At 72.9% G+C, this 24,896-nt stretch carries 23 protein-coding genes; 13 read left to right on the forward strand and 10 right to left on the reverse strand.

Annotated features, from left to right (window positions below; all coding sequences use genetic code 11):
- Nucleotides 1-2: 2 nt before the first annotated feature.
- The gene (locus tag ACYVAQ_RS07135) at nucleotides 3-785 is read left to right on the forward strand and encodes an SDR family oxidoreductase (RefSeq protein WP_460787819.1); all 783 of its coding nucleotides are present in this window, start codon (nucleotides 3-5) and stop codon (nucleotides 783-785) included.
- Entirely contained in the window at nucleotides 782-1,936 is a 1,155-nt protein-coding gene (locus tag ACYVAQ_RS07140) for a sulfotransferase family protein (RefSeq protein WP_460787820.1), read from the forward strand. The genes ACYVAQ_RS07135 and ACYVAQ_RS07140 overlap by 4 nt, the downstream gene beginning before the upstream one ends.
- On the opposite strand, the gene ACYVAQ_RS07145 is transcribed toward ACYVAQ_RS07140, so the two are convergent.
- From ACYVAQ_RS07145 to ACYVAQ_RS07160, 4 genes are read right to left on the reverse strand one after another with little or no spacing between them, the layout of a single operon-like run.
- Entirely contained in the window at nucleotides 1,926-2,330 is a 405-nt protein-coding gene (locus ACYVAQ_RS07145) for a homing endonuclease associated repeat-containing protein (protein WP_460787821.1), read from the reverse strand. The genes ACYVAQ_RS07140 and ACYVAQ_RS07145 overlap by 11 nt on opposite strands.
- A 23-nt stretch (nucleotides 2,331-2,353) precedes the next feature.
- Nucleotides 2,354-2,713, reverse strand: a complete 360-nt coding sequence (locus ACYVAQ_RS07150; protein ID WP_460787822.1) for a VOC family protein — start codon at nucleotides 2,711-2,713, stop codon at nucleotides 2,354-2,356.
- Between the two features lie 10 nt (nucleotides 2,714-2,723).
- The gene (locus ACYVAQ_RS07155; protein ID WP_460787823.1) at nucleotides 2,724-5,612 is read right to left on the reverse strand and encodes a helix-turn-helix transcriptional regulator; all 2,889 of its coding nucleotides are present in this window, start codon (nucleotides 5,610-5,612) and stop codon (nucleotides 2,724-2,726) included.
- Nucleotides 5,613-5,665: 53 nt separating this feature from the next.
- Nucleotides 5,666-5,809: a hypothetical protein gene (locus ACYVAQ_RS07160; protein ID WP_460787824.1), complete on the reverse strand. Its 144-nt coding sequence runs from the start codon at nucleotides 5,807-5,809 to the stop codon at nucleotides 5,666-5,668.
- Nucleotides 5,810-5,967: 158 nt separating this feature from the next.
- Here ACYVAQ_RS07160 and ACYVAQ_RS07165 point away from each other — a divergent pair, with 158 nt between their 5' ends.
- Genes ACYVAQ_RS07165 through ACYVAQ_RS07175 form a run of 3 tightly spaced genes read left to right on the forward strand, consistent with a single transcriptional unit; the run spans nucleotide 5,968 to nucleotide 9,465 of the window.
- A complete protein-coding gene (locus ACYVAQ_RS07165) occupies nucleotides 5,968-6,606 on the forward strand; it encodes a nitroreductase family protein (RefSeq protein ID WP_460787825.1) in 639 nt (212 codons plus the stop codon).
- The gene (locus tag ACYVAQ_RS07170) at nucleotides 6,603-8,510 is read left to right on the forward strand and encodes an ABC transporter ATP-binding protein (protein WP_460787826.1); all 1,908 of its coding nucleotides are present in this window, start codon (nucleotides 6,603-6,605) and stop codon (nucleotides 8,508-8,510) included. Before ACYVAQ_RS07165 ends, ACYVAQ_RS07170 begins: the two co-directional genes overlap by 4 nt.
- A gap of 10 nt (nucleotides 8,511-8,520) precedes the next feature.
- A complete protein-coding gene (locus tag ACYVAQ_RS07175) occupies nucleotides 8,521-9,465 on the forward strand; it encodes a ketopantoate reductase family protein (protein WP_460787827.1) in 945 nt (314 codons plus the stop codon).
- Between the two features lie 11 nt (nucleotides 9,466-9,476).
- Here the strand turns inward: ACYVAQ_RS07175 and ACYVAQ_RS07180 are convergent, their stop codons facing one another.
- Nucleotides 9,477-10,667, reverse strand: a complete 1,191-nt coding sequence (locus tag ACYVAQ_RS07180; protein ID WP_460787828.1) for a PucR family transcriptional regulator — start codon at nucleotides 10,665-10,667, stop codon at nucleotides 9,477-9,479.
- 163 nt (nucleotides 10,668-10,830) lie between these two features.
- Between ACYVAQ_RS07180 and ACYVAQ_RS07185 the strand changes: the two genes are divergently transcribed.
- Genes ACYVAQ_RS07185 through ACYVAQ_RS07205 form a run of 5 tightly spaced genes read left to right on the forward strand, consistent with a single transcriptional unit; the run spans nucleotide 10,831 to nucleotide 15,849 of the window.
- Nucleotides 10,831-12,516 (forward strand): PHA/PHB synthase family protein, encoded by a 1,686-nt coding sequence (locus ACYVAQ_RS07185; protein ID WP_460787829.1) that lies wholly within the window; start codon nucleotides 10,831-10,833, stop codon nucleotides 12,514-12,516.
- 8 nt (nucleotides 12,517-12,524) lie between these two features.
- Complete coding sequence (phaZ, locus tag ACYVAQ_RS07190; protein ID WP_460787830.1) at nucleotides 12,525-13,331, forward strand: poly(3-hydroxyalkanoate) depolymerase; 807 nt, start codon at nucleotides 12,525-12,527, stop codon at nucleotides 13,329-13,331.
- A gap of 7 nt (nucleotides 13,332-13,338) precedes the next feature.
- The gene (locus tag ACYVAQ_RS07195; protein ID WP_460787831.1) at nucleotides 13,339-13,884 is read left to right on the forward strand and encodes a DnaJ family domain-containing protein; all 546 of its coding nucleotides are present in this window, start codon (nucleotides 13,339-13,341) and stop codon (nucleotides 13,882-13,884) included.
- Nucleotides 13,885-13,895: 11 nt separating this feature from the next.
- Nucleotides 13,896-14,984: an HpcH/HpaI aldolase/citrate lyase family protein gene (locus ACYVAQ_RS07200; protein ID WP_460787832.1), complete on the forward strand. Its 1,089-nt coding sequence runs from the start codon at nucleotides 13,896-13,898 to the stop codon at nucleotides 14,982-14,984.
- Nucleotides 14,985-14,988: 4 nt separating this feature from the next.
- A complete protein-coding gene (locus ACYVAQ_RS07205) occupies nucleotides 14,989-15,849 on the forward strand; it encodes an HpcH/HpaI aldolase/citrate lyase family protein (RefSeq protein WP_460787833.1) in 861 nt (286 codons plus the stop codon).
- Between the two features lie 69 nt (nucleotides 15,850-15,918).
- On the opposite strand, the gene ACYVAQ_RS07210 is transcribed toward ACYVAQ_RS07205, so the two are convergent.
- Both ACYVAQ_RS07210 and ACYVAQ_RS07215 read right to left on the reverse strand, forming a co-directional pair.
- Nucleotides 15,919-16,803, reverse strand: a complete 885-nt coding sequence (locus ACYVAQ_RS07210) for an SGNH/GDSL hydrolase family protein (protein ID WP_460787834.1) — start codon at nucleotides 16,801-16,803, stop codon at nucleotides 15,919-15,921.
- An 8-nt stretch (nucleotides 16,804-16,811) separates the two neighbouring features.
- Nucleotides 16,812-17,984 (reverse strand): PucR family transcriptional regulator, encoded by a 1,173-nt coding sequence (locus tag ACYVAQ_RS07215; protein WP_460787835.1) that lies wholly within the window; start codon nucleotides 17,982-17,984, stop codon nucleotides 16,812-16,814.
- Between the two features lie 93 nt (nucleotides 17,985-18,077).
- Between ACYVAQ_RS07215 and ACYVAQ_RS07220 the strand changes: the two genes are divergently transcribed.
- The 3 genes from ACYVAQ_RS07220 to ACYVAQ_RS07230 all read left to right on the forward strand — a co-directional run bounded on the left by ACYVAQ_RS07220 (nucleotide 18,078) and on the right by ACYVAQ_RS07230 (nucleotide 21,401).
- The gene (locus tag ACYVAQ_RS07220) at nucleotides 18,078-19,208 is read left to right on the forward strand and encodes a ferredoxin reductase (protein WP_460787836.1); all 1,131 of its coding nucleotides are present in this window, start codon (nucleotides 18,078-18,080) and stop codon (nucleotides 19,206-19,208) included.
- 40 nt (nucleotides 19,209-19,248) lie between these two features.
- Nucleotides 19,249-20,502: a fatty acid desaturase family protein gene (locus tag ACYVAQ_RS07225; RefSeq protein WP_460787837.1), complete on the forward strand. Its 1,254-nt coding sequence runs from the start codon at nucleotides 19,249-19,251 to the stop codon at nucleotides 20,500-20,502.
- Nucleotides 20,503-20,606: 104 nt separating this feature from the next.
- Nucleotides 20,607-21,401: a crotonase/enoyl-CoA hydratase family protein gene (locus tag ACYVAQ_RS07230; RefSeq protein WP_460787838.1), complete on the forward strand. Its 795-nt coding sequence runs from the start codon at nucleotides 20,607-20,609 to the stop codon at nucleotides 21,399-21,401.
- Here the strand turns inward: ACYVAQ_RS07230 and ACYVAQ_RS07235 are convergent.
- From ACYVAQ_RS07235 to ACYVAQ_RS07245, 3 genes are all read right to left on the reverse strand, one after another.
- A complete protein-coding gene (locus tag ACYVAQ_RS07235) occupies nucleotides 21,398-22,987 on the reverse strand; it encodes a GspE/PulE/PilB domain-containing protein (RefSeq protein WP_460787839.1) in 1,590 nt (529 codons plus the stop codon). The two genes, ACYVAQ_RS07230 and ACYVAQ_RS07235, sit on opposite strands and share 4 nt — an antisense overlap.
- Nucleotides 22,988-23,139: 152 nt before the next feature.
- On the reverse strand, nucleotides 23,140-24,063 hold the full coding sequence (locus tag ACYVAQ_RS07240) for an oxidoreductase (RefSeq protein ID WP_460787840.1): 924 nt from the start codon (nucleotides 24,061-24,063) through the stop codon (nucleotides 23,140-23,142).
- A complete protein-coding gene (locus tag ACYVAQ_RS07245; RefSeq protein ID WP_460787841.1) occupies nucleotides 24,060-24,881 on the reverse strand; it encodes a maleylpyruvate isomerase family mycothiol-dependent enzyme in 822 nt (273 codons plus the stop codon). Before ACYVAQ_RS07245 ends, ACYVAQ_RS07240 begins: the two co-directional genes overlap by 4 nt.
- Between the last annotated feature and the right edge of the window lie 15 nt (nucleotides 24,882-24,896).

Raw genomic sequence — 24,896 nt, forward strand, 5'->3', positions numbered from 1 at the left:
TGATGGTTGAGCTGCTCAAGGACAAGGTGATCGTCCTCTCCGGCGTCGGGCCGGGGCTCGGGCGCGCCCTCGGCGAGGAGGCCGCGCGGATGGGGGCCGACCTCGTCCTCGCGTCCCGTACGCCGAAGCGACTCGAGAAGATGGCCGAGGTCGTCCGCGAGCACGGCCGCCGCGCCCTCGTCGTACCGACCGACATCACCGACGAGGGCGCCCGCGCCGAGCTGGTGTCGGCGTCGCTCGAGGAGTTCGGCAAGGTCGACTGCCTGATCAACAACGCCTTCGGCATCCCGCCGATGGACCCGATCTCCACGCTCGAGCTGGACGGCCTGCGCACCGCGCAGGAGACCAACGTCTTCGCGCCGCTGCGGCTCTCGGCCCTCTTCGCCGAGGCCCTCGCGCAGACGTTGGGGGCGATCATCATGGTCAACTCGTGCGTCATCTACTCCAGCCAGCCCGAGTACTCCGGCTACAAGCTGTCCAAGGGCACCCTGGAGCACCTGGCGCAGTCGCTGGCCACCGAGCTCGGGCCGCGCGGCATCCGGGTCAACAGCGTCGCGCCGTCCTACATCTACGAGGACGTCAACAAGGCCTACTTCGACTGGATCGCGTCCGAGACCGGCCGCACCCACGAGGAGGTGTACGCCGAGAAGGCCGCGCCCACCGACCTGAAGCGGCTGGCCACGCCCGACGAGGTCGCGCGGGCGGCCCTGTTCCTCGCCTCCGACCTGGCCAGCGCGGTCACCGGGCAGATGCTCAATGTCGACTGCGGCGAGTTCCACTCATGAGACAACGTGAGCGCGCGGACGTCGGCACCCTCGAGGACATCCAGGCCGCCGCGACCCGCACCACCGGCCTGACCGACTTCGGGTTCGCCGACGCGCCGGGCCACGAGGAGGCCTTCCGGGTCCTCGTCGAGGACCTGTCCTCGCCGGAGGCGGGCCTCACCGGCGTCGGCAACTACTTCATGCGCTCCCAGGTGAAGAGCGCGCTGGTCGCGCGGCTGCTCACCCAGACGCGCTTCGCGGAATTCCCGCAGCACGCCGACGTGGCGATCGAGCGGCCGATCTTCGTCGTCGGCCTCCCCCGCACCGGTACGACGGCGCTGAGCCGGCTGCTCTGCGCCGACCCCGCGCACCAGGGCCTGGAGATGTGGCTCAGTGAGTTCCCGCAGCCGCGGCCGCCGCGGGACACCTGGGAGAGCGACCCGATCTTCACCGCCATGCAGGCGGCCTTCCAGGAGCACCACATCACCAACCCCGAGTTCATGGGGATCCACTACTCCGACGCGACCGAGCCCGAGGAGTGCTGGCGGGTGCTGCGCCAGACCGGCAAGTCGATCGGCTTCGAGTCGCTCGCGCACATCCCCCGCTACTCGGCCTGGCTGGCGCAGCAGGACTGGACCGACGCCTACCAGCGGCACCGGCAGAACCTGCAGCTGATCGGCCTGCACGACCAGGACAAGCGGTGGGTGCTGAAGAACCCGTCCCACCTGATCGCGCTCGACGCCCTGATGGCGGTCTACCCGGACGCCCTCGTCGTGATGACCCAGCGGGACCCGGTCACCTCCGTCGCCTCGGCGTGCTCGCTGTCCGCCGAGGCCACCGAGGGGCACTCGACGACCTTCGTGGGCGAGACGCTGGGACGCGACCAGCTCGGCCACCTGTCGCGGCAGTGGGACGCGTTCTGGAAGGCCCGTCCGGCGTACGACGAGAAGCAGTTCCTCGACGTCGACTACCGCGGCTTCGTGGCGGATCCCGTCGGCACCGTGGGCGCGATCTACGACCACTTCGGGCTCACCTGGAGCCAGGACGCGCAGGACGCCGTACGCCGCCTCGACGACGAGTCCCGCAACGGTCCGCGTCGCCCGTCGCACCACTACGACCTGGCCGACTACGGCCTCACGGAGTCGGAGATCATCCAGACGTTCAGCCGATGAGGCGCCGCGCCCGCTCCTTGATGTCCGCCCACGAGCCGCGCTGGCGCAGGGTGGCGCCACTGGGTGCGTCCGGGTCGTCCTTGGCCCACGCGGAGTAGTCGGCGAACGAGCCCGTCGCGCCCGGCGAGGCGAGGTAGCGGGCCACGATCGCCACGACCTGGTCGTCGGTCCAGCGGCGGCTGGTGGAGCGGGTGGAGTTGGCGCTCAGGCCGGCCGCCGCGCAGGCCGCACGCCACGTGCCGAGCCGTCGGATGAGGAGGGCCGGGGAGGCGGCGTCGGCGTGCCCGCGCTGCCAGGCGTCGTAGGCGCCCGCGGTCAGCGGCTCGCCGAGGTCGGCGGCGGCCGCCCGAAGACCGGCGATCAGCTGGTCATCGGTGAACTCGGGATCGCGCACCCCCCGACCCTAATCCGCCGGAGTCAGACCTTGCAGAGGCAGAACGGGTGACCGGCCGGGTCGAGGAAGACACGGAACGTCGTGCCCGGCTGGTGGTCGTGCTTCGTGGCCCCCAACGCGAGCACCGCCTCCTCGGCGACGTCGAGGTCGTCGACGTCCACGTCGAGGTGCATCTGCTGGGGGACGTCCTGCCCGGGCCACGCCGGTGGGCGGAAGTCCTCGACCTGCTGGAAGAAGAACGGTCGGTCGCCGTCGGCGAAGCCCGCCCAGGTGCCGTCCTCGTCGACCTTCGGAGTCCACCCGAGGAGGCGGCCGTAGAAGTCGGCGAGGAGCGCGGGGTCGGGGCAGTCGATGACGAAGATGGGGTCGCGTGCGATGGCCATGCCCGCGACGCTAACCGCGGCCACCGACAAGCCCGTCACGCCGTGCGATCGCGGCCGCCTCGGTCCGGCCGGACGCGCCGAGCTTGGCGAGGATGTTGGAGACGTGCACGCTCACCGTCTTGGTGCTGATGAACAGCTGCTTGCCGATCTCGCCGTTGGTGCGGCCCTCGGCCACGAGCGCGAGGATCTCGTTCTCGCGCTCGGTCAGCCGGCCGGGCTCGGTGGCGGTGCGCGTCGGCGCCGCACCGGACGCCGTCAGGGCGTCCGTGAGCCGCACCCAGCCGAGCTGCTTCGCGGTCGCCCGGGCGGCGTCCGCGTGCCGACGCGCGGCGTCGCGGTCACCGAGCTGCCGCAGGATCGACGCGTACGACGCCCGCACCCGCGCGCCCTCGACGACGTGGCCCATCGCGTCCGCCCGTGCGACGGCCAGCTCCCAGGCGGCGACGAGCTCGTCGCGGGTGGGCGGGTCCTCGCCGGCCAGCCAGCGCACCCGCAGGTCCTCGGCCGCGAGCCGCGCCTGCCAGAGCCGGCCCTCGATGCCCCAGTCGTGCGCCTTGACGACCATCCGGCCGTCCTCGGCGACGCGGGCGGCCTCGGTCGCGAGGCGCGTCCGCTCCACGCCCGACGCGGTGGGGAGCGCCGCCGCGATCACCGCGAGCGTCTGCGCGGCCAGCCGTACCCCGGCGGGGAACCGCGGCTGCCAGATCTCGGTGAGCAGGCCGGTGGCCCGGCCGTGCAGGTCCAGCGCGGCGTCGGCATCGGCCGCGTCGGCGTACACCTCGAGCTCGGTGCCGGCGGAGAAGACCGCGATGGCGCCCTCGTCCGGCCAGAGCGCGCGCAGCGCGACGAGCTCCTCGAGGACGTCCTCGCCGCGGGCGTGCCGGATGGAGAGGTGGGTCGGGGCGAGGATGCCGCGCGGCACCGGCGGCGCGACCCGGCCGACGGTCACGAGCGCGAGCGCGTCCGCCCACTCGCCGCGGATCCAGCGGATGATCCCGAGCTGCCACCGCGCGTCCAGGACGTACGGCGCCCAGTCCTGACCCTGGCCGCGGGCCAGCACCGAGCGGTACCACTCCTCGGCCTCGTCCCACTCGGCCTCGTCCTGGTGCGAGCGCGCGAGCAGGAAGCGGGCGCGCAGCTCGGGCCGCAGCGCGTCGGCCATCTCGGCGTGGTGGACGGCGTCGCGGAGCGCGCGCCGGAGGTCGGCCGGCCCCTCCCGGAGCCGGCTCAGCGTCGCGATCACCGCCGAGACGACGCCCCCGAGCCCGAGTCGCTCGGCGAGGGCGAGGGCCTCGGTGGCGACCATCTCGGCCTGCTGGGTGCTCGACGCGTCGCCCATCGTCACCCGCTTCGCGAGCAGCTCGGCGTGCGTCGCGAGCGCCTCCGCGCGGACGGCCGTGCCGTCCGGCGCCAGCGCGACAGCCTCGCTCGAGACGTCAGCGGGGTCGATGCCGGACTCGACGTAGCTGAGTAGCTCGGCGTACGACGCCAGCAGCCGGACCCGGCTCTCGACCGGACCGGCGGGCGTCGCGAGCTGCTGGGCGAGCAGGGCGACGGCGCGCTGGGCGTCGCCGCTGGCGGTCTGCGCGTCGGACGCGCGGAGCACGATCGTCGCCACGTCGATGCCGAGCCGCTCGGCCCGGTCGCCGTCGGCGAGCAGCTCCAGCGCGTTCTCGTAGTGACCGGCCGCGTCGTCGGGACCGCCGACCGACATCGCCTCGTCGCCGGCCTCGATGCTGGCCGTCACGGCCCGGTCGAGGTCGCGGGCGCGCCACGCGTGGCGGGCGAGCTCGGCGGCGGTGCCGGTGGCGCCGGCGGTCAGCGCGGCGACGTACTGCTGGTGCAGGCGGACCCGCTCGCCGGGCAGCAGGTCGTCGTAGACGGCCTCGGCGAGCAGCGCGTGCCGGAAGGAGTACGCCGCCGCGCCCGCCTCCAGCAGGTTCATCTCCACCGCGGACCGGACGCCCGCCTCGAAGTCCTCGGGCGTCAGGTTCGAGGCCGCGGCGAGCAGCTCGTGGCCGACCCGGCGGCCCGCCACGCTCGCGAGCCGGACGACCTCGCGGCCCTCGTCCGGCAGCCGGTCCAGGCCGACCAGCAGCACGTCGGCCAGGTCGCCCGGCAGGCACTCGCCGCCGCACTCGGAGGCGACGAGCTCCTCGACGAAGAATGCATTGCCCTCGGCACGTCGGACGATCGCGTCGGCGCGCCCGGCCGCGAACGGCGTCGGCGCGAGCTCGGCGATCAGCCGGCGCACCGCGCGATCGGGCAGCGGAGCCAGCGACAGCCGGCTCATCTCCGGCAGGCGTGCCCACTCCGCGACCTGGCGGCGCAGCGGGTGCCGGCGGTGCAGGTCCTCGGTGCGGTAGGAGGCGACGATGGCGACGGTCCCGGCGTACTGCCGGGCGAAGAGGAAGCCGAGGAGGTCCCGGGTGGACTGGTCGGCCCAGTGGGTGTCCTCGATGACGAGCAGGACAGGTGCGTCCGCCGCGGCCTCGTCGAGCAGCGCGTGCACGCCGGTGAACAGCGCGGCCCGGTCGGTGGCCTGCTTCTCGCCCGGCGCCACCCGGTGGCCGGGCTGGAGCCGGTCGAGGGCGGGGTGCGAGGCGACCACGCGAGCGAGCAGCTCCGGCTGCTCGGCGGCGAACCGGCCCACGACCACGGAGAACGGCAGGTAGGGCAGCGCGCTCTCGCCGAAATCCAGGCACGCACCCGCGTGCACCTGCCAGCCGGCCGCGACCGCACGGTCGCGCAGCGCCATCAGCAGCCGGGTCTTGCCGACCCCGGCGTCCCCGGAGAGCAGCACGCTGGCGCTGCGGCCGCCATCGATGCCGAGCAGGTCGGCGAGCTCGTCGAGCTCGGCGTCGCGGCCGATCATGACCGGACTGGAACGAGCTGCCATGCCCACCATCATGGCGGTCGCCGGGGACACCCGGCGACCGCCTTTCCGCGAGCTCACCTCCCGGAGGGCGCGGACTCCCGGCGCAGCCCGCGGGCGACCCGGGCGCGCGATCCCTCGCGGCGGCGCATCGTCCGCTCGTAGCCCTCGAGGTGGGCGTCCTTGAAGCTGGTCACGGCGAACACCTGCAGCTGGCTCATCGTCTTCTCCTTCGTCGGTGTGATGACCCGAATCTGCTCGTCTGAGGTAGGCACCCACATCGGTCGACCTCCCTATTCGTCGCCGCGTGCGGAGGACCCCGCGGAATGAGGTAGCCGTAGGGGAATCCGGCGGGGGTGCGGTGTTGTTGGATGGGGACGTGGAGTTCGCCGAGGTCGTACGCCGGAGGCGGATGACCCGCGCCTACGACACCGCTCCCGTCGATCCCGACGTGGTCGAGCGGCTGCTCGCGCAGGCCCACCGGGCGCCCAGCGCGGGCAACTCGGCCGGGTGGGCGTTCGTCGTGCTCGACACCCCGGAGGACGTCGCGCGCTTCTGGCGGGCGCAGACCGACGCGGCCATGCCCGGCGGCTCCCCCGACGCCTGGCTGACCGGGATGATGCGGGCGCCCGTCGTGGTGGTTCCGTGCAGCCGGCGGTCGGTCTACCTCGACCGCTACGCCGGTGCCGACAAGGCACGCGCCGGGCTCGGCGACCGCGACGAGGCGCAGTGGGCGATGCCCTACTGGGACCTCGACACCGCGATGGCGGCGCTGCTCGTCCTCCAGGGGGCGACCGACGCCGGGCTCGGGTCGTGCTTCTTCGGTCTCGTGCCCGGCCGCGTCGACGCGGTGAAGGCCGCGCTGGGCCTCACCGGCCACGACGCCCCGCACCCGATCGGGGCGATCACGATCGGCCACCCCGACCCGGCCCGCCCCGCGGCGCGGTCGCTGCGGCGGCGTACCGGCTGGAGGGCGGTGGCCCACCGCGGCGCCTACGGCAACGGCTGGCCGTCGTGAGGCCCCCGATCCGCGCCGACCACCTGACCAGGGACGACCTGGCGCGCACCGACCCGGTGCTGCCGCGGATCGCCCGGCTGCTGCGGCCCTACCGCGGCCAGATCGTGCTGGTGCTGGTGGCGGTCGTGGTGGCGGCGGCGCTGAGCTCGGTGCCGCCGTTCCTCACCCGCGCGATCTTCGACAAGGCGCTGTTCCCGCTGGACGGATCGCGGCCGCACCTCACCCTGCTCGCGTGGCTGGTCGCCGGCATGTGCCTGATCCCGGTCGTCGCCTCGATGATCTCGATCGTCCAGAACTGGCTGACCTCCACGGTCGGCAACTCGGCCATGGCCGACCTGCGCGGCGACCTGTTCGAGCACCTGCAGACCATGGAGCTGGCGTTCTTCACCGCCACGAAGACCGGCGCGATCCAGTCGCGGCTGGCCAACGACGTCGCCGGCGTGCGCACGGTGCTCACCGACACCGCGACGAGCATCGTGCAGAACTCGGTGACCGTCACGGCCGCGTTCGTGTCGATGGTCGTGCTGTCGTGGCAGCTGACGATCCTGACCCTGGTGCTGATGCCGCTGTTCGTGTGGCTGCAGCTCAAGGTCGGCAAGCGGCGGCAGCGGCTCGCCCGCAGGACCCAGGAGTCGCTGTCGGAGATGACCGCGATCACCGAGGAGGCGCTCTCGGTCTCCGGGATCCTGCTCGCGAAGGTCTTCAACCAGCACGCCTTCGAGGTCGACCGCTACCGCGAGGCCAACCGCCGCCAGACCCGGCTGCAGGTCGAGCAGGCGATGACCGGCCGCACCTTCTTCGCGGTCGTGCAGACCACGTTCGCGATCACGCCTGCGCTGATCTACCTGGCCGCGGGCTGGATCCTCACCGGCCGGCTCCCGATCGGCACCGGCACCCTGACCGCCGGCACCATCGTCGCGTTCACGACGCTGCAGGGCCGGCTGCAGATGCCGCTGCTGCAGCTGATGCGGGTCTCGCTGGACGTGCAGACCTCGCTGGCGCTGTTCCGCCGGATCTTCGAGTACGTCGACCTCGAGCCGGCCATCGTCGACCGCCCCGGCGCCGTCGCCCTGCCGGTCGACGAGGTCAAGGGCCGGGTCGAGCTGGACGGGGTGTGGTTCCGCTACCCCGAGCCGCGCCAGCTCACCGGCGACCCCGGACGTCATACGGACGGAGCGCTGGAGGGCTCGGAGCGTATGACGTCCGAGGAGCAGTGGGCGCTGCAGGACGTCAGCCTCGTGGTCGAGCCCGGCCAGCTCGCGGCGATCGTGGGTCCGTCCGGCTCGGGCAAGACCACGACGACGTACCTCATCCCGCGGTTCTTCGACGTGACCCGGGGCGCGGTCCGGATCGACGGGCACGACGTGCGCGACCTGACCATGGACTCGCTGGCCGACCTGGTCGGCATGGTCACCCAGGAGCCGTACCTCTTCCACGGCACCATCCGCGACAACCTCGCCTACGCGCGCCCCGACGCCACCCAGGACGAGATCGAGCAGGCCGCGCGGGACGCGAACATCCACGACCGGATCATGAGCTTCCCGCAGGGCTACGGGACGATCACCGGCGAGCGCGGCTACCGGCTCTCCGGCGGCGAGAAGCAGCGGCTCGCGATCGCGCGGGTCCTCCTCAAGGACCCGCCGGTCCTGATCCTCGACGAGGCGACCTCGGCGCTCGACAACGAGACCGAGCGGTTGGTCCAGGAGGCCCTCGAGCGCGCCACCCGCGCGCGCACCACGATCGCGATCGCCCACCGGCTGTCCACGATCCGCTCCTCCGACGTGATCTTCGGCCTGGTCGACGGCCGGGTCGTCGAGCGCGGCACCCACGACGAGCTGCTCGCCGACCCCGAGGGGCTCTACGCCCGGCTCTGGCAGGAGCAGCTGCGGGCGCGGAGAGGGTGAGGAGGGGCCGATGAGGTACGTCGTCGTGGGGCTCGGCGCGATCGGCGGCACCATCGCCGCCCGGCTGAGCCTGGCCGGTCAGGAGGTGCACGGCATCGCCCGCGGCGCCCACCTCGACGCGGTCCGGGCCGACGGGCTGCTGCTCCGCTCCCCCGCGGGTCGGGACGTCGCTCGGTTCCCCGCCTCGACGCTGGACGAGTACGGGTACGCCCACGGTGACGCGATCGTGCTGGCGGTGAAGAGCCAGGACACCCAGGGCGTGCTGGCAGAACTCGCCGGCGTCGTACCGGACAGCACGCCGGTGCTCTGCGCCCAGAACGGGGTCTCGAACGAGCCCGCCGCGCGGCGCTGGTTCGCGAAGGTCCTGGGCGTGGTGGTGCAGTGCCCGGCCGTCCACCTGCGTCCGGGCGTCGTCGACGTCTACTCCAGCCCGGTGCCCGGGGTGCTGGACCTCGGGCTCCACGGCGGCGGCGAGGACGACCTGACGAGGGCGGTGGCCGCGGACTGGTCGGCAGCAGGTTTCGCCTCGATCTCGGTCCCGGACATCGACGCCTGGAAGCACGCGAAGCTGCTCGGGAACCTGTTCAACGCGATCGAGGTCGTGTGCGGCACCGGTGACGACGCCGCGGCCCTCGGCGAGCGGGTGCGGGCCGAGGCGAGGGAGGTCCTGGACCGCGCGCGCATCGCGTACCGGACCGCCCCCGAGGAGCGGGCCCGCGTCCGCGAGCACCTCCGGTTCGGGGAGGTCGACGGCCCGCGGCCGGGCTCCTCGATGTGGCAGAGCGTGAACCGTGGGCAGCAGGTCGAGGCCGACTTCCTGAACGGCGAGATCGTCCGGCTGGCGCGGGCGGTCGGTGCGGACGCTCCCCTCAACCGCGCCCTGCAACGGCTGGCGCGCGAGGTCGCCTCCGGCCGTCGCGCGCTCGGCGAGACGCCTGCCGCGGAGGTCGGCTGAATCACGCGAGCTCAGGCCAGGCCGAGGATCCGGGCGCACTCCAGGGCGACGTACAGCTCGGCGGCGTCGACGGGCAGCGCGAGGTCACGGCCGGTGACCTCCTCGAGCCGGCGGACCCGGTAGCGCACGGTGTTGCGGTGGACGTGCAGCTCCCGGGCCGCGGTGGACGTCGACCCACCGGCGGCGAGCCAGGTGCGGGCGGTCTCGATGACCACCGCCCGGTCGTCCTCCGCCAGCGCCATGATCGGCCCGAGCACCGCCTCGGCGAGCTGACGCGCCTGGTCCGGGCTGCTCGCGAGGAGCACGGCGAGCGGTTGCTCCTCGAAGCGCACGACCTCCACCGAGCCCGGCGTGGCGGCCGCGCACGCGACCCGGGCCTGGTGCCGCGCGCGGGTCGCCTCCTCGAGCGACGCGAACACCTTGCTCACCCCGACCCGGCCGGCGGCGAGCTCCCGCAGCGCGGCGACCAGGGCGTCGACGTCGTACCCCACGCGGAGGGCGACGACGCCGTCCTGGTGGTCGCGGTCCAGGCGCCACGCGGAGGCGACGTTGGTACGCCGGAGCACCCGCTCCACGTCGCCGAGCGCGTCCTGCCCGGGGCCGGGCGTCTCGGCGGCCACGACGACGAAGCCGCGGCCGCCGTCGAGGGCCAGCACGTTCTCGCCCTGCATGCCGCCGCGGTCGTCACCGTCGAGGAGGGCGCCGACGACCACGGCGCGCTCCTGGCTGTCGCGGCGGATCCGCTCGGCGAGGGCGGTCCGGTAGGCGTCGGTGACGTGCACGGCGAGGTCGTCGCTGACGGTCCAGATGTCCGCCGCGGCCCGCAGCAGCACCTCCTGCTCGTCGGGGCCGGCGTGCTCGAGGAGCAGCTCCCAGATGTAGCGCCCGCCGATCCGGAACGCCTGCAGCACGGCGGCGTACGGGAAGCCCTGGGAGGCGCGCAAAGCGCCCGTGGCGCGCGGGCTGTCGAGGCTGACCGGCCGGTCGCCCGCGAGCTGGCCGAGGATGTAGCGGACGTTGTCGGAGCACGACTCGTCGATGCTCTCCCGGTCGCCAGGTCGAGCGGCGTACTCGGGGATCTCGGCGCAGATCCGGTCGGCCATCCTCCGGCCGAGGTGGTCGGCGTCGGCCAGCAGCCGACGACTCAGGTCGCGCACCTCGGGTGCGACGTCCGGCCGGTCGGTCGAGGGGGAGATGGCCACGGGATGAACGTAGACCGCTGACTGTGCACGCGCACACAACCCACGCGCGCAGCTTCGTGCCCGAGCCCGATGACCCGACCCCCTCCGGAGGACCATAGTGGGGGTGTCCCCGGAAGCGCCGCCGCAGTCGCGATCCACCCCGCTCGAACCCTTGGAGACCCCGATGAGCGACCTGTCCACCCTCGCCGCCGATGCCGCCCCTCTCGACGTCCTCCTCGTCGACGCAGCGCTCGGCCCGCTGCGCCGCTTCCAGCCCGACATGTCCACCGCCAAGTGGGCGCTGTCCCTGGCGCGTACGCCGCGCAACACCGCCCGCCGCCTCGGCGGGCTCGGCGCCGAGGCCGGCCGGATCCTGGTGGGCTCCTCCGACGTCGCCCCGAAGCGCGGCGACCGTCGCTTCGCCGACACGGCGTGGCGCGACAACCCGTTGCTCAAGCGGCTCGCCCAGGTCTACCTCGCGACCGGTACGACGGTTGACCAGCTGGTCTCCGACGCCGACCTCGACCCGCGCGACCGCAAGCGGGTCCGGTTCTTGATGGAGAACCTGGTCGAGGCGCTCGCGCCGAGCAACGTGCCGCTGATCAACCCGGAGTCGGCTAAGGCCGTCATCGACACCGCCGGCCTCAGCCTGGTCCGCGGCGGCACCCAGCTGGTCAAGGACCTCGCGTCCTCGCCCCGGATCCCCGAGATGGTCGACACCAGCGGCTTCACCCTCGGCGAGAACGTCGCCGCGACCCCGGGCGAGGTGGTGTTCCGCAACGACGTGCTCGAGCTGATCCAGTACGCACCCCAGACCGACGAGGTGTACGACGTCCCGCTGATGATCGTGCCGCCGACGATCAACAAGTTCTACGCGGTCGACCTGGCCCCCGGGCGCAGCCTGATCGAGCACAGCGTCAAGGCCGGTCGGCAGACCTTCGTCATCTCCTGGCGCAACCCGGACGCGCGGCACGCCGCCTGGAACTTCGACACCTACGTCCGCGCGATCCTCGACGCGCTCGACGCCGTCGAGGAGATCACCGGCGCCGAGACGACGTTCCTGGGTGGCATCTGCTCCGGTGGGATCCTGGCCAGCATCACGGCGGCGTACCTCGCCGGAATCGGCCGCCAGGACCGGATCGCGGCGCTCTGCCTCGCGGTCACGGTCATCGACAACCACGACGCCGGCACGGTCTCCGCGCTGTCCGACCCGCGGCTCGCCAAGCTCGCCAAGCAGAAGTCGGCCCGCAACGGCTTCCTCGACGGCCGCGCGCTGGCCGAGGTGTTCGCGTGGCTGCGGCCCGGCGACCTGATCTGGAACTACTGGGTCAACAACTACCTGCTCGGCAAGCGGCCGCCGGCCTTCGACATCCTGTTCTGGAACGCCGACACCACGCGGATGTCGGCCGGCCTGCACGCCGACTTCGTCGACATGGCCGTCGAGAACGCGCTGACCAAGGCCGACGCCATCACCGTGATGGGCGTGCCGATCGACCTCGGCAAGGTCACCGTCGACGCCTACATCATCGCCGGGATCGCCGACCACATCACACCGTGGGAGAACTGCTACCGCACCACCCAGCTGTTCGGCGGCAGCAGCCGGTTCATCCTGTCGACCAGCGGCCACATCGCCGCCCTGGTGAACCCTCCGGGCAACCCGAAGGCCAGCTTCCACACCAATGACGACACCTCGCTGGACGCGAAGTCGTGGCTCAAGGGCGCCGAGACGCACCAGGGCACCTGGTGGACCGACGTGTCGACGTGGCTCGCGGCCCGCAGCGGCGAGATGATCCCGGCACCGAAGGAGCTCGGCTCGACGCGGCTCCAGCCGCTGGCGCCCGCCCCCGGCACGTACGTCTTCGACAAGTGAGGTCGACCTTGGATCAGCTGCAGCAGCGGACCGTGCTCGGGCACGAGGTGCGCGTCGCCGTACGTCCCGGCACCGAGCCCGGTCCGCCGCTCCTGCTCTGCAACGGGATCGGCGCGAGCCTGGACCTGCTGCAGCCGTTCGTCGACGAGCTGGACCCGCGGATCACGGTCGTGCGCTTCGACGTACCGGGCGTCGGTGGGTCGCCGGACCCGCAGGTGCCCTACAACTTCGCGCTGCTCGCGATCGGCGTGAGCCGGCTGATGACCGCCCTCGGCTTCGAGCAGTACGACGTCCTCGGCATCTCCTGGGGCGGCGGGCTCGCGCAGCAGATCGCCTTCCAATCGCCGCGCCGGGTTAGCCGCCTGGTGCTCGTCAGCACCGCCACCGGCTCGCTGATGGTCCCGGCCTCGCCGCGGGTGCTGCGCAAGATGATCACCCCGCAGCGCTACCGCGACCCCGACTACGCCGTGCAGGTCGCCGCCGAGCTGTACGGCGGCCAGATGCGCGACCGGCCCGACGACGTACGCCGCCTCATGCACGCGCACTCGCGGGTCGGCTCACGCAAGGGCTACCTCTTCCAGCTGCTCGCGGGAGCGGGCTGGTCGAGCATCCCGGGGCTGCCGTTCCTGCGCCAGCCCACGCTGATCCTGGCCGGCAGCGACGACCCGATCATCCCGCTGGTCAACGCCCGGATCATGCAGCGGCTCATTCCCAACGCCCGCCTGCACGTGTACGACGACGGGCACCTCGGTCTGGTCACCTCCGCCGACACCCTCGCTCCGCTGATCGCCGGGTTCTTGCGGCCCGAGCGATAGTCGGGAGGTGGACGAGCCGAGGGAGCCGGGCGGGCAGGACGACCGCGCGGCCGAGCGTGCCGCGGCCAAGGCACGGATCGACCACCAGCAGACCTGGGTCGAGCTGCAGATCCGGCGGGCGATGGACCGCGGCGAGTTCGACGACCTCCCCGGCGCGGGCAAGCCGATCGCGGGCCTCGGCGCCGAGCACGACCCCGACTGGTGGGTGAAGCGGCTGGTCGAGCGCGAGCGGGTGGTCGTGCTGCCGCCGGCGATCCAGCTGCGCAGGGACGACGCGGCCCTGGACGACCGCCTCGACCAGCTCTGGTCCGAGGCCGAGGTCCGCCGCGAGGTCGAGGCGTTCAACGCCCGCGTCCTGCGGGCCCGACTCGCCCCCGGCGACTGGCCGCCGCTGGTCACCCAGCCCCGCGACGTCGAGGAGGCGGTCGCGGCATGGCAGGAGCGGAAGGACCGGCGTCCCCCCGCGCCGGAGGAGCCGCCGGCACCGCCCCGCCGGAGCCGGTGGCGTCTCGCGAGAGATCGGTCATACCGCCCACCCGGTACCGATCGGTAAGGTCCCCGAACGTGAGTCACAAGAGCGCCAAGGACTTCTTCCGCCCGCTCGCCGTGGGGGCCCCGCAGCCACTGCGCGAGATCCCCGCCCGGCCGAGCCGCGCGATCCACTTCTTCGACCCGAGCAACGAGAAGATGGCGGCCAAGATCCCCGCCATGGTCGGCACCGTCGACGTGCTGCTCGGCAACCTCGAGGACGCGATCAAGGCCGACAACAAGGTCGCCGCCCGCGAGGGCCTGGTGAAGATCGCCCAGGAGACCGACTTCGGTCCGACCCAGCTGTGGACGCGCATCAACGCGCTCGACAGCCCGTGGGTGCTCGACGACCTCACCACGCTGGTCCCGGCGATCGGCGAGAAGCTCGACGTGATCATGGTCCCGAAGGTGCAGGGCGCCGAGGACATCCACTACGTCGACCGGATCCTGGCCCAGCTCGAGGCCAAGGGCGGCATCACCAAGCCGATCCTCATCCACGCGATCCTCGAGACCGCCCGCGGCGTCGCGAACATCGAGGAGATCTGCGGTGCCTCCCCGCGCATGCAGGGCCTCTCGCTCGGCCCGGCCGACCTCGCGGCCGACCGCCGGATGAAGACGACCCGCGTCGGCGGCCCGCACCCGGGCTACCTGGTGCGGCAGGACGCACCTCGTACCGAGGACGGCGGCTTCGCCTACGACGCCGAGCGCACCATCTACCAGCAGGACCTCTACCACTACACGATCGCCCGGATGGTCGACGCGTGCGTCACCCACGGCATCTACCCCTACTGGGGCCCGTTCGGCGACATCAAGGACGAGGTCGCCTGCGAGGACCAGTTCCGCAACGCCTTCCTGCTCGGCTGCGTCGGCGCCTGGTCGCTCCACCCGGTCCAGATCAAGATCGCCAACCGCGTCTTCGCGCCGAGCGTCGAGGACATCGCCCACGCCCGCCGCGTCGTCGCCGCGATGGGCGACGGCACGGGTGCCGTCATGATCGACGGCAAGATGGAGGACGACGCCTCCCTCAAGCAGTGCCTGGTGCAGGTCGAGCTCGCCGAGCAGCTCGCCGCGATCGACCCCGACCTGAAGGCGCTCTACGACGCCATCCCGACCCCGGAAGCCTGAACCGATGACTGACTTCAAGCCCCTGCGCTCCGTCCTCTACATGCCCAGCTCGAACGAGCGGGCGCTGGAGAAGGCCAAGACGCTCCCCGCCGACGCGATCATCTTCGACCTCGAGGACGCCGTGGCGCCCGACGCCAAGGTGTCCGCGCGGGCCCAGGCGGCCGCCGCCGTCCGGTCCGGTGAGTACGGCGCCCGCCACCTGATCATCCGGGTCAACGGCATCGGCACCGAGTGGCACGCCGACGACATCAAGGCGGCCGCCGAGGCCGGCCCCGACGTCGTGCTGGTGCCCAAGGTCAACTCCGCCGAGGAGGTGCTCGAGCTCGTCGACGAGCTCGCGGCCGCCGGCGCGCCCGAGAAGACCAAGCTCTGGGCGATGGTCGAGACCCCGATCGGCATGCTCAACGCGCTGTCCATCGCGACGGCGTCCGAGCGGCTCACCGGCTTCGTCATGGGCACCAACGACCTCGTCAAGGAGCTGTACGCCGAGCACGTGCCCGGCCGCCAGCCCGTGATCACCGGCCTCGGGCTCGCGCTGCTCGCGGCGCGCGCCGCCGGCATCGTGATCATCGACGGCGTCTACAACGACGTGAAGGACACCGAGGGCTTCCTGGCCGAGGTCGAGCAGGGCCGGCAGATGGGCTTCGACGGCAAGACCCTCATCCACCCGGGCCAGGTCGAGGGCGCGAACGCGGGCTTCGCCCCCAGCGCGCAGGCCGTCGAGGACGCGAAGGGCCTCATCGAGGCCTTCGAGAGCTCGACCGGTGGTGTGGTCACCTACAACGGCAAGATGGTGGAGAACCTCCACGTCGAGTCCGCGAAGCGGACGCTGGCGATCGCCGACGCGATCGCCCGGCTCGGCTGACGGACCGGCTGACCGACCCGCGGCGGCCGGTGCACGGGTCGACCGTGCACCGGCCGGCTGGTCGGCCGCTCACCCGCGCAGCGTCGCCTCCACCTGGTCCGCGACGGCCTGCTGCTCCTCCGCGTACGGGTGGTAGATGAAGCCCGGCTCGGTCGTCTGCGAGCCGGCGATCCAGGGGTCCGCCGCGCAGATGTCGTGACCGGCCGTCGCCGTCCACACGTCGACGTACGTCACGTGGCGCGCGGCCGCCGCGCGCCGGAGCGCGGTGTTGAGCGACGCGATGACCCGGCGCGCGTACGGGTAGTCCCCCGCCGCCAGCGGCAGCTGCGGGCAGGTGCCGGACGCGGGCACGATCTGCGGGTACCCGATGAGCAGCACCCGCGCCTTCGGTGAGCGCTGCTCGATCTCGCCCACGACCGCCTCCACGCGGCCGGCCAGACGTCGCTGGAGCGCGGTCAGCGCCTTCTCGATGCCGCCCTTCACCGAGTCGGCGCACGGCGATCCCTGGGGGTGGGCCATGCCCAGCCCCACGCAGCTCGTGATGAGCTGCGCGAACACGTTGTCGTCGTTGCCGCCGATCCCGAGGGTCACCAGCGAGGTGTCCGGTCGTAGCGCGTCGAGCTGGGGCGGCACCACCGTGCTGCCGAGCTTCTGCTCCTGCAGCATCTGGGCGGTCGTCGCGCCTCCGCAGCTGACGTCCTCCAGGCGGAGCGCCAGCGCGTCCGCCACGAGGTGCGGGTAGTTGCGCGCCGAGCGCCCGCAGCCGTCGTCACCACGAGCCGGCCCGCCCGCGATGCTCGGGGCCGCGGTGTAGGAGTCGCCGAGGCTCACGTAGCGGTTCCCCGACAGGCCGGTCGAGGAGAGCGGGATCCGGGACGGCGCGGGACCGCACGCGGTCAGCCCGAGCCCGGTGAGCAGTGCCACGGCGGCGAGCGCGGTCCGCGTCCTGCGCATGGTGCGCCTCATCCGTCGGTCTCCTCGTCCCCCAGCGCGATGGTCAGCGCCATCACCGTAGACGGGTCGGACAACCGGTCGCCGAACAGCTCGCGCAGCTGCGTCACGCGGTAGCGCACGGTCTGCGGGTGCACGAAGAGCGCCGCCGCGATGTCCTCCCGGCGTCCCTGGTGCAGCAGCCACGCCCGCAACGTCTCGGTCAGCTTGGCCGCAGCGCTGGGACGTACGTCGGCCAGCGGGGCCAGTGCCTGCCGGCGCAGGTCCTCGAGCGCGGACGGGTCTGCCCGGCGTACCAGCTCGACGAGGTGCTGGTCGGAGTCGCCCTCGAGGCCGAGCTCGCGCGCCCGCAGGGCGCGCGCGTAGGACTCGTGGACCTGCGCCCACGGGCGGGACGGACCGACGAAGCAGCCCCGACCCGCCACCAGGTCGAGCAGCATCGACCGGCCGCGGCCGTGGACGTCGGGCACGAGCAGGACGCCGGTGCCGTCCAGACCCGCCTGCCCGGAGGCCTGCAGCGCGCGGGGCGACACCAGCTGCTGCACGCCGGTCATCTGCGCGACGGGCACCAGGATCGCCGTCAGCGTCTCGGGGACCCGCCAGTCCGCGTCCTCCGCCGCAGCAGCCAGGTCCTGCTCGGGCCGGCCGTCGAGGAGCCCCTGGGCCAGGCGCTCGAGCAGCCGCTGCCGGACCCGACCGGTGGTCTCCTCCTCGTCGCGGTGGCCCGCCACGGAGATCGCGGACAGCTCGTCGATCCAGGCGAAGACCAGCCCGGCGAACTCCGCCACGGTCCCGGCGTCGATGCCCAGCTCGACCGCCTGCCGCGACAGGTGCTGCCAGGCCGTCCGGGACCCGATCCGGTACGCCGAGAGCAGCGCGTCCGTCGTCCGGCCGCTGCGGGCCTCGCCGCGGCCGAGCTGGTAGACGCCGTCGGTGGCGATGGTGCGGGCCTGCTGGTCGACGGCGTCCCCGGCCACCAGCGCGACGAAGCCGGCCAGCGCGAACTCGACCGCGCGCCGGATGGTGTCGCCCATCGGCCCGCCGAAGGCGTCGGCGTATGCCGGAACCTCGGCCACGACGCGGTCGATCACGTCGTCGGCGACGGTCGGCAGCTCGGCCCGGATCGCGGCCGCCTGCGCGGCGCTGAGCAGGGCCCGCTGCGCGGGGGGGTCGTCTGCGCTCATGTGTCCCTCTTTTGTCCGGTGCGAACAAGTAACGGCCATTGATTCACCGGGGCCACACAGGACTTTAGCGCGGAGGCGCAGCACCATGGAGTCATGAGCACGATCTCGGTGGGCACCTCCCGCACCACCTCCGTACGCCGATCCCCGCGCGCGCTGCTGCGCGCCGTCGCCGACGCCGCGGTCAGCCCGCTCACCGTCGACGACCTGCTCGACCACTTCCACCCGCTGCGCGGCGGCACCGGCCCCGAGCAGGTGCAGGGCCGCATCGTCGAGGTGCGCTCCGAGACCGCCGACGCCGCGACCGTGGTGATCAAGCCGGGCCGCGACTGGGCGGGCCACCTGCCCGGCCAGTACGTCCGCATCGGCGTCGACGTCGACGGCGTCCGGCTCTGGCGCTGCTACTCCCTGACCCACGGCCCGCGCCGCGACGGCCGGATCTCGATCACCGTGAAGGCGATCCCGGGCGGCACCGTCTCGAACCACCTGGTGCGGTCCGCCCAGGCCGGCCAGATGGTGCAGCTGGCCCAGCCCGAGGGCGAGTTCGTCCTCGACCCGGCCCACCGCAAGCTGCTGCTCATCACCGGCGGCTCGGGCATCACCCCGGTCATCGGCATGCTGCGCAACCTGTTCTCCAAGGCGCAGCCGGAGGACCACTACGACATCGTGCTGGTCCACTCGGCGCTCACCCACGACGACGTCATCTTCGGCGCCGAGCTCCGCGCCCACGCGGCCGCGGGCCGGATCCGGCTGATCGAGCGGCACACCGACACCGACGGCCTGCTCACCACCGCCGACCTCGACGCGGAGGTCCCCGACCTCGCCGAGCGCGTCGCGTACGCGTGCGGGCCCGCGGGCCTGCTCGACACCCTCGAGGCGTTCTACGCCGAGCGGCGACTCAGCCTGTTCACCGAGCGCTTCCGCCCGGCGATGGCCGACATCACCGCCGAGGGCGGCACCGTCACCTTCGGCCGCACCGGCCTGGACATCGACGCCGACGGCGCCACCCCGATCCTCGACGCCGCCGAGAACGCCGGCGTCCTCATGCCGAGCGGCTGCCGGATGGGCATCTGCATGGGCTGCGTGCTCCCGATGACCGAGGGCAGCGTCCGCGACCTGCGCACCGGTGAGCTCACGACCGCCGTCCCCGGCGAGACCGACGCCGCCGGCGTACTCATCCAGACCTGCATCAACGCGGCCGCCGGCCCGTGCCACCTCGACCACTGACCCGATCTCGACAAGCTCGATCAACGACGGAGAGATTCTCATGACCACGATCACCCAGAAGGCCGACAACCCGATCGCCCACCTCACCGAGGACGACATCGCCGAGATCGGCCGCCGCCTCGACGCCATCCGGCAGTCGGTCATCGACACCCGCGGCGAGCAGGACGCGGCGTACATCCGCGGCATGGTCGACCTCCAGCGCCGCCTGGAGCTCGGCTCGCGCGCCGTGCTGCTGTTCTCCGTGCTGCCGCCGGCCTGGCTGATCGGCACCGCCGGCCTGACCGTCGCCAAGATCCTCGAGAACATGGAGATCGGCCACAACGTCATGCACGGCCAGTGGGACTGGATGCGCGACCCGAAGATCCACTCGACCACGTGGGAGTGGGACAACGCGACGCCGGCCGAGGCCTGGAAGCACTCGCACAACCAGGTGCACCACACCTACACGAACATCGTCGGCAAGGACAACGACCTCGGCTACGGCATCATGCGCGTCGACGAGGAGCAGCGCTGGTACCCGCTGTTCCTCGCGCAGCCGCTGTGGAACTTCATCAACGCCTGCTTCTTCGAGTACGGCATCGCGGCGTACGACCTCGAGCTCGGGCGCAACCTCGCCCTGCCCAAGGAGAAGCGGCCGGAGTCGTTCAAGGCCAACGTGCGCGCGACGCTGAAGAAGATCCGCAAGCAGGCCACCAAGGACTACGTCGTCCACCCGCTGCTGTCGCTGCCGACCGGCTCGCTGCTGCCGACGCTCGCCGCGAACTTCACCGCCAACCTGCTGCGCAACCTGTGGTCGCACTCGGTGATCATGTGCGGCCACTTCCCCGAGGGCGTCGAGACCTTCGAGAAGGCGGCGCTGCCGGAGACCGAGACCCGCGGCGAGTGGTACGTCCGACAGATGCTCGGCTCGGCCAACATCTCCGGCTCCAAGGCGATGCACGTGATGAGCGGCAACCTCAGCCACCAGATCGAGCACCACCTGTTCCCCGACCTGCCGAGCAACCGGTACGCCGAGGTGGCGCCCCAGGTGCGCGAGGTCTTCGCCGACTACGGCCTGACCTACCTGGCCCGCCCGCTCCCGCAGCAGGTCGCCAGCGCCTGGCACAAGGTGATCCGGCTGTCGTTCCCGAACGGCTGGCTCGAAACCACCCGCGCCTCCAACCTGCCCGGTCAGCTCAAGCTGCTCGCGACGATCGCGCGCGCCGACAAGAAGACCCGTCGCCGCCTCCTCGCGGAGCTCGAGGCCCGGGCCGCCGACACCGGCGCCGAGGCCGGGGAGCTCCTCCCCGCCTGACTCCCGCTCGCTTGCTTGCCGGCAGGTAAGTACTTACCTGCCGGCAAGCAAGCGGCGACGGAACCAGCCCTCCCCGCCACGTTACTCACGAGTAGCATGACGCCATGAGCAACGTGACCTGCGAGATCGTCGACGGCATCGCCCAGGTCCGGCTGAACCGCCCGGACAAGCTGAACGCCCTGACCCTCGACATCCTCGACGACCTGGTCGCGACCGGGAAGGCGCTGGCCAAGGACAAGGACCTGCGCGCCGTCGTCATCGCGGGCGAGGGCGACGCGTTCTGCGCGGGCCTGGACTTCGCGTCGGTGCTGCGCAGCCCGGCGGGCGTCGCGAAGGCCTTCGTCCCGCGGCCGTGGCGGGGCACGAACACCTTCCAGGAGGCGCCCTGGACGTTCCGCCGGATCCCGGTCCCCGTGATCGCGGCCGTCCACGGCCACTGCCTCGGCGGCGGGCTTCAGATCGCGCTCGCGGCGGACTTCCGGATCGCCACCCCCGACTCCCGCTGGTCGGTGCTCGAGGGCAAGTGGGGCCTGATCCCGGACATGTCGGGGATCCAGGCGCTCAAGGAGGTCGTCGGCATCGACCAGGCGAAGCTGCTCACGATGACCGCCGACGTCTTCGACGGCAGCCGCGCCCGGGAGCTCGGCCTGGTCACCGACCTCTCCGTCGATCCGCTCGCCTCGGCCAACGCCCTGGCCCGCAAGCTGTCCACGAAGTCGCCGGACGCGCTGGCCGCCGCCAAGCGCCTGTTCAACGACACCTGGACCGCCAGCCCCCGCAAGACCTTCGCCCGCGAGCGGATCGAGCAGGCGTACCTGCTGGCCGCGCGCAACACGAAGGCAGCCCGGGAGGCCGCCTTCAAGAAGGCCGAGCCGGTCTTCGGTCCGCGCGGACGCTAGCCGGTCGTCCCGCGCCGCTCGCGCGCCCCGATCGCTGCCGTCATCCGGCGCAGCGTGACCGCCCAGAGCGCCATCCAGGCGGCGTACGCGTGCATGCCCCACAGCGCCGGCAGCGTGACCGCCCACAGCGCCCAGGACCAGCCGCCCCGCCGCGCCAGCCGCCGGGCCGCGACCGCGACCGAGCCGACGAGGAAGACCACCGGCGCACCGACCCCGAGGACGAGCTCCCAGGCCTGCTCGGGGCGGCCGATGAGCGCCCACCTGACCACGGCGACGACGCCGACCCCCATCACGACCGGGTAGGCCAGGAGCATCGCGCTGCGACTGCCCGTGAGGTCGTGGGTCAGCCGGTCCGCCCGCGACAGGAGCCACCCCCGCGCCGACCGGTTCCTCCCCCGCGACGAGCGGGAGTCGAGGGTCTCGATGCGCGCCTCGGGAAGCGTCCCGCTGCGGGATACCAGCAGCCCGAACCCTCCGCGCCGCCGGAGCAGCCCGGTGTTGAAGTGGATCGACGTGACGTCCGGTGAGGTGACCGGCCCGAGGCCTGACCAGGCGTCGTCGACGGGCAGCACGTCGTCGGGGGCGCTCAGCCGGTCGAAGGCCGTCGGCCACTGCGGTCCGGTGCAGCGGCCGACGCGCAGGCCCACCAGCGGGGCCGCCTGCACCCGGCCCTCGAGCCGGTCGACGAGATCGGCCTCGAACACCGCCACCGCCCGCCGCAGCTGGTCCGCCTCCGGCCGCTCGTCCTGGTCGTAGGCCACGATGTAGCGCCCTCGCGCCAGGGCCAGCCCGTGGTCGCAGGCACGGATCACGTTGAGGAACTCACGGTCCGGCACCTTCGCCACCCGCACCCAGCCCCGGGACGGGAGCGCGCGCAGCGCGGACAACGTGGCGCGATCGCCCTCGGCCACGATGAAGATCGCGTCCGTGCGCTCCCGGGGGTAGTCCACACCCCGGAAGTTGTCGAACAGCTCCTCCAGCCCCGGAGCCCCACCGGCGACCCGCACGACCACGGTGTAGAGCGGGAGCCGGGCATCCTCGCCCCGCGCCACCGGTACGCCGCCCGGACGGCGCGCGGACCGGCCCGGCACCGCGCCCCGGTTCGAGGACAGCTGTGCCAGGCCCCCGGCGACGAACGCCAACGACGCCACGGACAGGACCACGAGCACGACGAACACCGGCAGCACCATCGCGACGGCCAGCGCGGCCAGCCCGCCCACGAGGACCAACCCGGCGTGCACCGGCCGGACCAGCGTCGGTACGGCGGTCTCCGCGGCGGACTCCAACCGCCGGCGACGCTCGCCGAGCACGACCGTGTCGATGTCGCCGCGGCTGCAGGCGACGAAGCGCACCGCCTGGCCCGGGAACCGCAGGAACACCTCCTGCGCCAGCTGGTCGTCGGGGTGGACGCACGTGGCGACCACGACCGTGCCGTCGACGATCGCGCACGGCAGCCACCCGAGCTCGACGGCCTCCTCGATGTCCAGCTCGGCGAGCAGGTGCCGCTCGGGCGGCACCTCGATCAGGTCGCGCCGCGACCGATCGACGGCCCAGGCCGGCCTCTCCGAATTTTCTCCAGCATCCATCCCCCAGCCCATCCCCACCCCGCGCCGGCTCGGTTCGGCGTCGACCCGGCGATGGTTCGATGGTAAGAAGGCGCGGCGCGGTCCATCGTGGGCCGCGGGGAAATTTGTCCTACAGGGGTGCAGAAAAGCGCACCATCAGGACTTGGTCCCGCTCAGGGATAGGCGATCCCGGTCGCGCCCTCGCTGATCTCCCAGAGCCTGCGCGCCGCGGACGCGTCCCGGGCCATCCGGGTGCGACCCACCACCTTCGGCGGGCCCGCGACCTCACCGGGGCCGCCGGGACCGCAGTAGGTGTCGCCCGGGAGGTCGGCGGTGGCGGCCATCAGCGTCGGCCAGGCGCCGGCCTCGGCCGACTGCGAGATGGCCCGGTTCGCCGCGTCCAGGATCGTGGCGACACCGCCCGACGAGCGCCCGAACTGCCCGTTGGCGGCCAGGTGCGTGCCGGCGTACCCGGGATGGGCGGCGAGCGCCTTCACCGGCAGCCCGGCGGCGCGGAGCCGGCGCTCGAGCTCGCTCACGAACAGCAGGTTGGCGAGCTTGGTCTGCCCGTAGACCGCCCAGCGCAGGTAGCGCCCGCGCTGCACCGTCGGGTCACCCAGGGGCGGACGCGGTGCGACGCGGTGCATGTGCGAGGCCAGGTTGACCACCCGCCCGTCGCCGCTGGCGACCAGCTGCGGCAACAGGAGCCCGGTCAGCAGGAACGGCCCGAAGTGGTTCGTCGCCATCTGCAGCTCGAGGCCGTCGGCCGTGCGGGAGTACGGCGTCGCCATCACCCCGGCGTTGTTGACGAGCAGGTGCACCGGTCCGTACGCCGCCGCCTGCTCGGCCGCGGCCCGGACCGACCCGAGGTCCGAGACGTCGAGGGTGAGCTCCTCGAGCTCCGCCGACGGCACGGCCGCACGGATGTCCACGGCCGCCTCGGCCACCTTCGCGGGGTTGCGCCCCGCGAGCACGACCCGGGCGCCCTTCGCCGCGAGCTCGCGGGCGGTGAAGTACCCGAGGCCGCCGGTCGTCGGGCCGGTCACGATGGCCGTCCGACCGGTCAGGTCGGGGATCTGCGCGGTCGTCCAGGTCATGGCGTGGTCGCCAGCTTCGCCAGGATCTGCTCGGCGAGCTCGGCGTCGCCCTCGACCGTGACCGACGCCCGGTCCGCGGGCCGCCGTCCGCCCGCAGCCACGATGAACGCCTCCCGGCTCATTCCCAGCCGCACCGTCGGCGACGCGGGCTCCTCCGCGACCCGTCGTCCGCGGCCCGACTCGTCGATCTCGACCGCCACGACGGGCGAGCCCTCGACGGCGAGGACCGCGGTCGTGCCGGGCGCGGCCCCGACCTTCTTGCCCACGACGAACCCGAACGCCTCGGACAGGTAGTCGGCCGTGTGCCGCGCGCCCACCGAGTCCATGCCGCCGGGCCGACCGACGGCCCGCCGCACGTCCTGCTCGTGCATCCACACGTCCAGCGGACGGTTGCGCAGCAGGGTGCCCCAGGTCCACCCGATCGCGCCGAACAGCCCGTCGGCCGGCAGCGTCGGGTCGATGTCGAGACCGGCCAGCTGCTCCCGTCGTACGGCGGTGTCGCGGCGGATCGAATCCACGAGCTCGGCCGGCGCGACCTCGCGGCGGCCGATGACGCCCTGCTCGGTGAAGACCGACATCGGCGAGCGGACGTGGTCGGGCGCGCCGACCTCGACGCCGTCGACGTCGTCGTGCGCCCCACCCGCCGCCACGTGCTCGAGGTGCGCGGTGTGCGCGACCACGTCGTGCACGGTCCAGCCCGGCAGGTCGGTCTCGGCGGACCACTGCTCGGCGGGCAGGTCGTCGAGCAGGGCGGTGAGGTCGGCGATCGACTGCCACCAGGCGTCGACGTACTGGGAGAAGGGCTCAGGAGCGCTCACGGGCCGATTCAAGCA

The sequence above is a fragment of the Nocardioides maradonensis genome, from assembly GCF_054777115.1.